Annotated in this window: 13 protein-coding genes and 1 tRNA gene; 9 read left to right on the top strand and 5 right to left on the bottom strand. The window is 40.1% G+C overall.

The window, feature by feature from the left end:
• Positions 1-182, bottom strand: a 182-nt coding sequence (locus tag ACKPQ5_RS02490) for a DUF6172 family protein (RefSeq protein WP_407677514.1), incomplete at its 3' end; no start/stop codon positions are given.
• 317 nt (positions 183-499) lie between these two features.
• On the opposite strand from ACKPQ5_RS02490, the gene ACKPQ5_RS02485 reads away from it, so the two are divergent.
• Positions 500-739 carry an RNA recognition motif domain-containing protein gene (locus ACKPQ5_RS02485; RefSeq protein ID WP_407677513.1) on the top strand — a complete coding sequence of 80 codons (240 nt, stop codon included), beginning with the start codon at positions 500-502 and terminating at the stop codon, positions 737-739.
• Positions 740-793: 54 nt separating this feature from the next.
• Here the strand turns inward: ACKPQ5_RS02485 and ACKPQ5_RS02480 are convergent, their stop codons facing one another.
• The gene (locus tag ACKPQ5_RS02480; RefSeq protein ID WP_407677512.1) at positions 794-2065 is read right to left on the bottom strand and encodes a glycoside hydrolase family 15 protein; all 1272 of its coding nucleotides are present in this window, start codon (positions 2063-2065) and stop codon (positions 794-796) included.
• Between the two features lie 277 nt (positions 2066-2342).
• On the opposite strand from ACKPQ5_RS02480, the gene ACKPQ5_RS02475 reads away from it, so the two are divergent.
• Positions 2343-2418, top strand: a tRNA-Thr gene (locus tag ACKPQ5_RS02475).
• Between the two features lie 298 nt (positions 2419-2716).
• Here ACKPQ5_RS02475 and ACKPQ5_RS02470 read toward each other — a convergent pair.
• A complete protein-coding gene (locus ACKPQ5_RS02470; protein ID WP_407677511.1) occupies positions 2717-3172 on the bottom strand; it encodes a DUF6428 family protein in 456 nt (151 codons plus the stop codon).
• A gap of 165 nt (positions 3173-3337) precedes the next feature.
• On the opposite strand from ACKPQ5_RS02470, the gene ACKPQ5_RS02465 reads away from it, so the two are divergent.
• The gene (locus ACKPQ5_RS02465) at positions 3338-3859 is read left to right on the top strand and encodes a toxin-antitoxin system YwqK family antitoxin (RefSeq protein WP_407677510.1); all 522 of its coding nucleotides are present in this window, start codon (positions 3338-3340) and stop codon (positions 3857-3859) included.
• A 1-nt stretch (position 3860) separates the two neighbouring features.
• Here the strand turns inward: ACKPQ5_RS02465 and ACKPQ5_RS02460 are convergent, their stop codons facing one another.
• A complete protein-coding gene (locus ACKPQ5_RS02460; RefSeq protein ID WP_407677509.1) occupies positions 3861-4808 on the bottom strand; it encodes a hypothetical protein in 948 nt (315 codons plus the stop codon).
• 174 nt (positions 4809-4982) lie between these two features.
• Between ACKPQ5_RS02460 and ACKPQ5_RS02455 the strand changes: the two genes are divergently transcribed.
• From ACKPQ5_RS02455 to ACKPQ5_RS02445, 3 genes are all read left to right on the top strand, one after another.
• On the top strand, positions 4983-5909 hold the full coding sequence (locus tag ACKPQ5_RS02455; RefSeq protein WP_407677508.1) for a LysR family transcriptional regulator: 927 nt from the start codon (positions 4983-4985) through the stop codon (positions 5907-5909).
• A 97-nt stretch (positions 5910-6006) separates the two neighbouring features.
• On the top strand, positions 6007-6369 hold the full coding sequence (locus ACKPQ5_RS02450; protein ID WP_407677507.1) for a hypothetical protein: 363 nt from the start codon (positions 6007-6009) through the stop codon (positions 6367-6369).
• 41 nt (positions 6370-6410) lie between these two features.
• Positions 6411-6950, top strand: a complete 540-nt coding sequence (locus ACKPQ5_RS02445; RefSeq protein WP_407677506.1) for a discoidin domain-containing protein — start codon at positions 6411-6413, stop codon at positions 6948-6950.
• Here ACKPQ5_RS02445 and ACKPQ5_RS02440 read toward each other — a convergent pair.
• Complete coding sequence (locus ACKPQ5_RS02440; protein WP_407677505.1) at positions 6947-7144, bottom strand: hypothetical protein; 198 nt, start codon at positions 7142-7144, stop codon at positions 6947-6949. The genes ACKPQ5_RS02445 and ACKPQ5_RS02440 overlap by 4 nt on opposite strands.
• Positions 7145-7172: 28 nt before the next feature.
• On the opposite strand from ACKPQ5_RS02440, the gene ACKPQ5_RS02435 reads away from it, so the two are divergent.
• From ACKPQ5_RS02435 to ACKPQ5_RS02425, 3 genes are all read left to right on the top strand, one after another.
• Positions 7173-8114: a bile acid:sodium symporter family protein gene (locus ACKPQ5_RS02435; protein ID WP_407677504.1), complete on the top strand. Its 942-nt coding sequence runs from the start codon at positions 7173-7175 to the stop codon at positions 8112-8114.
• Between the two features lie 111 nt (positions 8115-8225).
• Positions 8226-9017 (top strand): flagellin, encoded by a 792-nt coding sequence (locus tag ACKPQ5_RS02430; RefSeq protein WP_407677503.1) that lies wholly within the window; start codon positions 8226-8228, stop codon positions 9015-9017.
• Positions 9018-9022: 5 nt separating this feature from the next.
• The coding region (locus ACKPQ5_RS02425) for a flagellin N-terminal helical domain-containing protein (protein ID WP_407677502.1) at positions 9023-9822 on the top strand (800 nt) is incomplete at its 3' end.

The raw sequence follows: 9822 nt of genomic DNA, 5'->3' as shown, positions 1-9822 counted from the left end.
TGACAACTGGTTGCATGTTTTTCGGTATCTCCAAACTTGCAATTAAAGTCCCAAAAGTCTGCACCTTTGGGTAGGCTTTTCCTGCGGCAACGCTTCAAATGCTTTCTGACCTCCGCTTTTACCGACTCGATCATTCGGGGATACTTAATTTTCTCGTGTGCTAATTGAAATGTTTTTTTCATGTTTTTCCTTTCCCTATTAACGGCAAATGCCAATTTTACCTTCTATTCAAGTTCGACCACCATAAACGATTCAATGAAAAGTACGAATCTCTTTGTAATTTATTATTCTTAATTAGTTATTTAGCGATCAATTTCCTCACTCTAATGAAACGCAATTACCCTGAATCAACCTAATTTGGTAATGCAGTGAATAATTATTCACGCGAAAAGAATCAGAAGTGAATCTTTCTCCTTTAATGCTTTATCTAGCCTCCAAACTAATTAGGATGAAATCTTCATCAAAAGAAACTATTCTCATCTTACACTAAAATAATTAAATGAAATTACTGGTACGCAACTTGGATCGATTAACAACGGAGGAAGAGTTGGTAAATATATTTAAGGAATTTGGAGAAATCGAATACTGCACATTGGTGATAGACCCCAAAAGTGGATCTTCAAAAGGATTTGGTTTTATTGAAATGCCAAATGTAAGTGAAGCAAAAGGGGCGATTAAAAATTTAAATTATAAAACGATCGGCAGAAACAAGATACGGGTAAAAACGACCAAGAATTGAATGCGGTTACTTCCGGTACCCGATCTTGCCACTAGTTAGCTTTAAAGTAATAATTTAGAGTTGCGATATTGCCTTTTCGCGAATCCTTGAAGAGGCAATAAAAGAGGAGTACGACCAAGTTAAACTTCTTACACTCATGCAAGTACCATGGGTGCGGTCAAATTGCTCACTTAATTCTAAGTGATCGGAATGGTATACGATTGCACGCATCAACTTATCGCCAGCACCTAATAGTGCAGCTTGCAAGTCGTCGTATTCCCGTGATGATTTACTAATCTTTCCGCTTTGCTTGAAGCCGATCTGCTTGAAAAAAGGTTCCATTGGATCGGTAATGGTAACGCAGGGAACATTGGCAATTTCAACTATGCATTGGTAGTAATAGCGGGCTAGATTAGCGGTACAGAGTGGCCATGGATGTCCCATGTCCTCCCCTTGATTTACGGTTCCATCATACTTGTCGCCCGGATATCGTCCTATTAAGGGGCCAATACCTAATGCCCGGTCCTGCTCGTTGATGGGGTAGAGTTTTTCAAACTCGTCCCTCAGTTTCGCCACAGTGGCAATCATACGTTCATCAAAGCAGGTCAATCCATTATAGGTGCATGCAAAAACAATATCAATGTTGAGTTCATGACCCCTTAATGTGCCATTTTTTGCTTTTCCATTCAAAATTGAACGGTAATGTCCGAGATCACTTGCCCAATGTTCCTCCAATAATGTGGTTAAAGCTTGAATGATTTCGGGAATCTTTTTCTCTGGAGCAATACCGGTTTTGGATGAGGATTTTTCCAGCTTATCAATTGCCTGTCTTTGGGCAGTCCGGGAAAAAAAACTGTTACCAGTGATTTCTTCCCACGCATTATCTGTGTCTCCGTCATAATGCTCGATGATATATTGGCGGTCTCTCACTAGAATCTTGCGGGCAGTAGACTTTGCCTCTTCGCTCAATTGATCCCAAATTTCCAAAATGGATAAAATACGTAGTCCGGGACCATCCCCCTGTTCGCCCCACGATCGTTCCGTTCCGTCAATATTGAAACAGGCATGTGCGCCTCTTCCAGCCCGAATGGCGGTTTCTTGTATCGTATAACTAAAGCTCACGTAATCATCGAGCATTTCCTTGGTGGGGAGGTCATGGTAAATGCATTCATTTACAGTCAGGGCACCATCCCGCACCCAGAAATGAACATAGTCCTCGGTGGTTTCGTTGTCATGTGGTCGGGAAGGGGATGCGATAATACATCCTGGCAGAGTGAACATTCGACTACCCTTATCGTGACCCGGTTTTGAAAATACCCATTGCCTAGTTGCAAAGTTTCGAAGCATTAACCAAAACATGTACTTGGAGATGGAAGAAAATTTACTTCTTTGTGGTTCCGCATTTAATAATTGCCCCATAGTTTTATCTTTAGATGTACTAGACTGGGAACACAATCTCGAGCCAATAAAGGAAATTACGGGAAGATTTTGAAAACTTCACCTTTATTCTATCTGAAGTATTTCCTCATTACTTCGAGGTTTTCATTAAAACTTGAGCTCTAGCCTTGGAATTGTTTTGAAAACTAACTGCACATCCATCAAGTTATACAAACTATTTAAATTTGCCGGGATAGCTCAGTTGGTAGAGCGGCGCATTCGTAATGCGTAGGTCGTCGGTTCGAATCCGATTCTCGGCTCCATTTTTCTTTTATACAAAAGAAATGTTGGAAGTATTGAATTAAACGACTTTCAAAAAAAGAGATTCTATTCTAGTAACTTTTTAATGTTGTACCGTGTACTAGTCAAAATTCTGCTTTTACTTGCTGCTTCGGTATTCGCATACTCCCTTTGGGTGGTCGGAATGAGGGAGGAGGATAATATGAAATTATTGGGCGGAGGATTTTCCGTTGTGTTAGTCCTCAGTGTTTCCTTCTCTTTATATTATGATTATAAAAGGTAACCTGACAGGAGAGCCTTTTCTATCCCTTGGAAGATTCTTCAGCAACAACCAGTAGTGGGGCTACAGCAAGAGGAGGTATCGGAGGGAAGTTCCGGTTTTTCGGTAATTCCACATTTATCCTTGGCCAGGCAATCGGTCTGAGTGGAAGAAAGGTGGAATGTGCCCTCTACAAATTCGAGACCATATTTTCCAATGGTTTCTGTTTGATACTCTACTTCTACTTCAAGATCGCCTAAACCGATTGAATTTTCGGCGATATCAATAATATCAATGATTTTTTCGGGTTCTATTCGATGGTCCAAGTCATCTGCAGTCCAGAGTTGAAAATTGGCGGTTTTGTCTTTTCGGATCGTTCCCCCGCAGTCAATGTATTCCTTGGAAATAATTCCCAATTCAGTAATGTGAAAGTGGGGTGGAACATTATTTCCATTCGGTAAAACGAAAGAAACTTCTTTGAGTTGCTTCAGTATATTTTTTATTTCTGATATTTTCATGAGTAAGTAACCAACCTATTTAAAATGATATATTATTCAAAGAATAAAGTGCGATTTGGTCTAGATTTTTGAAAATATGAACATGAGGTTATTCGATTGTCGAAATATTGCATACCAATTGTATTGCTCTTGCATTTGACCGGTTAGGCTCTATTCGATAATGGGATGAAGCTTAATTTCATTTGGCTCACTGCGACCTTATTATTTTTGGTTGGTTGTTTGGATACAGAGACCACGAGTGAAGAGGTATCGGAAGAACAACTTGGTGATTCAGCATTTGGCCGAAAACAACAATTAAAAGAATTAAAGTTAAAAATAGAAACCTTACAATGGGAGAATTCCCGCCTTTCTTTAAAATTAAAAACGGTTAACGGCAGTGGCTTAGTTATGGATAAGACAACCGGCTTGTGGCATTATGATGTCGAACGAAATCCTTTTTCCGGTCGAGCATCGGAAGTTTATCCTGATGGTACTCCCCGTGGTGAAGCAGATTTTTTTAAAGGACGAAAAGACGGAATGGAGAGATTTTGGTGGCCCAATGGAAACTTAAAAGAGGAAGGGCAGTGGTTTGATGGAAAAGCAAGCGGAGTTTTTCGAAGGTGGAATGAAAAGGGAGACCTCTTTAATATATCACGTTATAAAAACGGTCAATTGACTGAGGTTATTTTAGATAAGCCGAGAATTTAAATTAATTGGGATAAGATAATCCGCGAGGAAGGGATACCTCGCCAAGAAATTTTGGCCTCTCTGTGAAAATAGGACCCCGGCTTGAGAGTAATACATCTTTAAGAATGATTTGAAAAGCCCTGGAAGGTTGGTCGAAGGAAAAGGTAAGCAACAGGTCTGTTCTCTGGTTCGGTTTGTTCATGTCGTCCATATCTTTAATGATTATAGGACCGCCAGCACCCAGTTGATCCGGGCAAAAGTAGAATAGGTTAGAAGGAGTAGCGGAATTAAACCTGATCAAAATATCACCCTGCCCCGATCCGTTCCCCAGGATGCCTTGTTTGTAGGCTTGATCTGAGTCTTCAGGATCTGACCCAATCATAAATGTTTTTGAATACGTGAATTTGTTCAAGGTTAAGCGATAATCTAAGTTACGATCTAAAAACAAAATTCTTTCGTTGCTTTGATTTAAATCGATTCCTTGGTCACTTTTAATTTGAAACCTTCCATTTTTCCAACTGACGGGAAGGAGAACTTCAATAGCAAGTAGTTGAGTTGTTTCCCATTGTATATTGTAATCGGATGCTTCCTTGAGAATCGGAATGAATGACTCGTTTCGAACTTGAGAAGGGGAATATCGGGCAATGTGACGAAGTTCATTTCGCCACAAATGTTGGAATGCAACCTTCCATTTTTCATTGAGTGAATAATGTGCTGGAAAATTTTGTTTGTGTTGAGAAATGAGATTTTCCTGAATGGTTTTGTTTTCAATATTCTGCAGAAAAAACTTGAAGGATTTTTCATTCAAAGAAAAAATGGAGCGATTGTAATAACTGTTAAAGTCAGCTTGCCTAAAGGAATCGAACAGAGTTCTACCAAACGCTTCCATGGGGTGCAGTTGAGCACGCCCATCGCTTGTTACCAATTGAAGTAGGATGCAAGCTGTAATAATTTTAAATATGCTGCACATGACTGAAAGTTATGGATTTCTTTTCATACACACAAGCGAGAATATAAATATTTGTAATGCCTTGCTGTAATTGAGGTGGCGAAGATAGTTCGGGTTTCATTTCAGATTGTCATAATTCGTGCAAAAATCCTTAAAATACAAAGTTGGTTCGTGATTTGCTAATTGGTTGGAAATATGAAAAGAATTCGTCCATTTGACACTAGGCAACTTGAAGCTTTTGATGTGCTTTGCCGTACTGGAAGTTTTACCAAAACAGCAAAACATCTTTTTCTCACTCAATCAGCAGTGAGTCATTCAATGAAAAATTTAGAGGATGAGGCAGGTTGCAAACTCTTTAGTCGGCAGGGAAAAAAAGTTTCTTTAACACAAGCGGGTGATCGATTATTGAATTTTGTTCGCCCATTTCTTGTTGAAATGGAAAATGTTCGAGACGAATTGGATGGTTTTGAAAAATTTGGCACAGGGCGCATTCGATTAGGTGCGAGTACACAGGCTTGTCGGTTTTTTCTCCCATCAATTTTAAAAGAATTTAAAGAAACTCAATCTCCATGCCGGTTTGAGGTGAAATGTGAGGATACACCCGAATGCTTACAACTTTTGAGCGAAGGGAAAATTGACCTGGCGGTTACATTGTCGCCTTTTAATATGCCAGAAATTGAATTCATGCCCTGTTTCAACGATGAATTAAGGGTGGTGGTTTCTCCTTCTCATCCCTGGGTCAAAACCAAGAGGATTGATTGGGATAATGCAGGGGTTGAGAATTTCATTCTCTACAATAAAGGCAGTTATACATTCCGAATTATTACTGATTATTTTGATAAAAGGGGAATTCGACTTTCCTCATTTATGGAAATTAGTAGTCCCGAAGCGAGTAAGGAATTAATAAAAGTCGGAATGGGAGTGGGAATTCTTGCCGACTGGGCAGTCGAGGAAGAGGTCCAGCGGGGAGAACTAGTCAGCCTTGCATTGGGGCCCAAAAAATTAGCCCGCACATGGGGTATTTCAGTTCGAAAAGGAAGGAAATTAAACAAAGCAGAGAGAATGTTTATGAAGATCGCCGAGGAGTCGGGTTGCCACTGGATGGTGAATCGAAAGTTATGATTGTCAAATAGTCCAAGGGTTGACTCGAAGAGCAATCGTATTCTATTTACTATGGATGCGAGTTTTACTGATTGGACTATTCACTTTTATGCAATTTATGACTGCATGTTCGAGTCAAAACGCATCGGTTAATCGAAGCTTTCCTTCCACTTTTGAATTGGATGTTTCAAGTGATATCCTTGAAACCCTGAATGGAAATACATTTGTTGCCCATGTAAAAGAGTTAAATCCTGTTTTTGGACGGGCACTAACCATAAAAGTCCGAGGATTGAATGTAGAATCTCTTACCGACCCGGATCCACTTAAAGTAAGCACTGCCTTTCGACAATGGCATCGATTTCGTCGGATATTAAAAGAATCAAGTCATGTGCGAATCAGAAATTTAGAGCGCGGAAAAAATGGATTTTGGGTTTGGGCGGATGTTTATCTCGATGGGAAAATTATTGCCAGTTCTTTGTAATGAAACTTGCAGGAAACTATTAATTGGATCAAAAAAGGTATATGAAAAGGAATTTATTTTACCTGCCCGTTTTTTTAAGTGTATTTTTGAGCTGCACATTAGTACTTTCACAAAGTCGTGCCCGGGATGGTGATTCTAAGAAATATCGATTATCCCCAATAGTAAAAGTATCCACCTCCAAGAACCCAACTATGGATGCGGGGAGATTGAATGTTTCTCTTTTAATGGACGGGAAATTGCCTGAAGACGGCTGGCGCTCGACTTGGACGGCTTGGTTTAAGGTAAACCCGGTAGTGACCTTTGATTTGGGTGAAGAAAAGAGAATCGGTGTAATTAGGATTTACTTCCAAGCAACCGACCGAGCGGATGAATTAGCAGAGATTAAAGTGGAGGTGAGTAAGGATGGAAAGCAATTTTTGGACTTTAACGAGTATGATGGTTTTATTACTGAAAAGGGAAAGGGAGCGTGGGCTGAGCTAGATTTACGAGCGGTGAACGCCCGGTATTTTAGAATTTCCCCCCAATTTCAAGGCTGGGGACATTTGTGGGGAGAGGTTGAATTTTGGGAAATTGCGAATTAAGGCTTGTTTCCCTCCTTTTCTAAAGGTTGATTTTCATCCCAATACTCTTCCAAACTCTGGCTTGATGAACTGCCTTTATTATTCATCTTTCTATTCTCATCTCGAAGACGAAAAACCTCCCAAATAAGAAATATATTTATGATTATAGAAGTTGCCAGTACGAGGGAAATCTTGACCTTAAGTTTTGTTTTCATTGATTTCTAATGGGATTGGTAAAATAATTTGAAGATACAAAATAGGGTGGAACGGATCGCCGCGGGGGCAACTCAATTCTTCCCGCTTTGGTCGGTATTGGTAGGAATACTTGCCCTTATTGAACCTTCCTGTTTTTTGTGGTACGGGAAAGATGCGATTGGATGGGGCTTAGGTATTATTATGTTGGGTATGGGAATGACCCTGCAGCCCAACGATTTTATTCGTGTTTGGAGAGAACCAAAAGTAGTGGGCTTGGGAGTTTTTTCTCAGTTCTTAATCATGCCAGCATGGGGAGCGGGATTGGCTTGGGTGCTTCAGTTACCATCTGAAATGGCGGTCGGTTTAATTTTAGTATCCTGCTGTCCGGGGGGGACTGCCTCAAATGTTGTGGTTTTTTTGGCAAAAGCAAATTTGGCGCTATCGGTGAGTTTAACTCTCGTTTCTACGATACTCGCTATTTTCTTAACCCCCTGGCTCATGAACTTATACGCAGGACATTATGTCCCGGTTGACTCGTGGGGACTACTCAAGAGTATTTTACTGATTGTTTTACTACCTCTTCTATTTGGATTGCTATGGAAAAAGTTATTCGAAAATTCTGCCCATCAGGTTTCAAAAGTGTCCCCATTAATATCAGTATTATTTATATTATTAATTGTTGGTTATGTATTGGCAGCTAAAAGAAACATAATTTTAGAGTATTGGTACCTATTAGTAATTGCCGTTCTTTTGCTTCATTTGGGCGGTTTTTTTCTTGGTTTTATGATCGGATTACTCTTCAAAAGAGATCGATTGGACTGTCGAACTTTTTCGATTGAAGTAGGAATGCAAAATTCCGGGTTGGGTATGGCTTTGGCGAGTAAACATTTTTCACATTTGCCGATGGTGCCGGCTCCCTGTGCATTGAGTGCCGTAATTCATTGTTTGATTGGGAGCGTTCTAGCCACTTGGTGGAATCGAAATAAGTGAAATAATATTTGACTTACCTTGCGGAAGACGGTTTTGTGTAGTCGTGCGCAAGGATGCGCGAGCGGTATTCCGCTATTCTCATTGCATGGAGGCAATTATTTTAATATCTCTATGCTTTCACCTAACTCACCAATTTATGGAAACCTTTCCCACGCTACGGGAAAAGCGATGCTCGATTTACAGAGGAGCATTAGTAAATCGCTTAAGGTTCACTCCACCGAGTTGGCGATTTCAGAAGGAAATTCTGGTGATGCGAGTTACTTAGCCAGACTAAGCAGCTTAAGCGACAATAGAAAAGTCGAGTCTGAAAATTTACAAAACTTAGTAAGTTTTGGGCAAATGCAGGATGCCGGACTAGAGAAAGCCTTTGCCATTACGGATCGAATGGGAAGCATTGCTGGTTCTGCTTCTAATTCTCTTATCAGTTCAAATGAAAGATCCTTATTAAATGCTGAATTTGAAACTCTTAAATTGGACCTTGCCGAATTGCAGGATATTCAGTTTCAAGGGTATAACCTTTTCAAAGCCAGCGAAAATTCTCTTTCCATCAATGCGGGTAGTCATAAAATAATTTTTGAGCCCGCTGCATTTGATAATTTTTCAGGATACTCGGTTAATAACGAAGCAAACGCTTCTTTATCAGGAGCAAAAATCTTAGATGAACTGGATACAATATCTGATAAAAGGGCTACAATAGGGTCGGTTACAAATGAAATTATGATGTCCACAGATCGATTGGATTCGTATTTTGTGGCGGAACAGGCACACCTTGCTAAAAAAGAAAGAGATTTTGCATCCACTTCAATCGATTTTGCAAAAAAGAGCTTACGCTCACAGGCCACTAGTGCACTACTTGTCCAAGCTCAGGGCATTAATCAAAACTTAGTAGGAAAACTTTTGTAAGTCCCATGCTTTCTCCCAATGCATCTATTTTTGGGAACCTGTCGCATGCAACTAGTAAGGCACTTCTTGGCCTCCAGCGTAGCACCAATAAAGCCTTATCCGTTAGTGCAACTGAGGTTGCGATAACGAAAGGTAACTCAGGGGATGCTAGTTACTCTGCCAGGATGAGTAGTTTAAGTGATCGCAAGAAAATTGAAGTTCAAAACATACAGAATTTTTTGACTTATGCCCAAATTCAAGATGCCGGGTTGGAAAATGTTCCCCAAGTAATGGATCGAATGGCAAGTGTTGCAGGTTCCGCTTCCAATGATTTGATCAGTTCCTCTGAGCGGGGAATGTATCATGCAGAATTTGAAAGCTTGAAGGAAACCCTATACGATTTGCAAGGCACTAAATTCCAGGGGCATTATATATTTCAGGAAAGTGTGGATTTTGACAGTGGTTTGAATGAAACTGAGCAAAACCCAACAGCACCCGATACCTACGAGCACAGGAATGTAGATTCTGATGATGACACGGCTTATAACGGAAGAACAAACTTGAGCCGATGGACTGCAACAAAGGATGTTCGTTATGACCGAGGTACACTAACATTAAAAGTTAATGCGGGAACAGCGCCGGAAAGATTTTATGTAAAGCAAGGAAGTAATAATATTTTATTTGATAGTAGTTGGTGGAAAACTGCAGGGAATGCGTATAACGAAGATTTTGATCAATTCGTTATTCAATATTCTCCAGGACAATCCACAACTTACAATTATAGTTATTTGGATAGTGACTTAGATGGTGTGGACGATAATTCTAG

Origin of the sequence: Candidatus Seribacter sulfatis, from assembly GCF_964187635.1 — a bacterium.
Lineage (GTDB): Bacteria > Verrucomicrobiota > Verrucomicrobiia > Opitutales > Seribacteraceae > Seribacter > Seribacter sulfatis.
The sequence above is the reverse complement of the archived record's forward strand: the minus strand, read 5'-3'. Positions and strand labels throughout refer to the sequence as shown.